Source organism: Pseudomonas sp. 30_B (assembly GCF_017491605.1).
In the GTDB taxonomy this organism is placed as follows: domain Bacteria; phylum Pseudomonadota; class Gammaproteobacteria; order Pseudomonadales; family Pseudomonadaceae; genus Pseudomonas.
Genome location: NZ_JAFGYY010000429.1, coordinates 1 through 286, shown reverse-complemented (window position 1 = coordinate 286; position 286 = coordinate 1). Strand labels below are relative to the sequence as shown.

Genomic DNA, 286 nt, shown 5'->3' with positions numbered 1-286 from the left:
AGATGATGACCTTGCCGCCGGCTTCCGCGCCGCCACTGAAGGTCGGACGGTCGTCGTCGGTGGTGTCGCCATTGTGCAGCGGACCGGTCTGGTTACCCACGTCGTCGAGCACGAGCAGGTCGGTCACATTGGCCGGCTTGCTGGTGTCGACGCTGAAGCTCCAGACACCGGTCGGCTCGCTGACCTGGCCTACGGTGTTGGTCGCGGTCGCGGTGACGTTGTGCAGGCCATCGGCCAGAGCGCTGGTGGTGATTTCCCACTTGCCGTTGGCATCGGCCTGGCCGCT

At 66.1% G+C, this 286-nt stretch carries 1 protein-coding gene; it reads right to left on the bottom strand.

Features of this window, described 5'->3' with window-relative positions; translation table 11 throughout:
* On the bottom strand, window positions 1-286 hold a 286-nt coding region (locus J5M67_RS28980), incomplete at both ends, for an Ig-like domain-containing protein (RefSeq protein ID WP_243434950.1).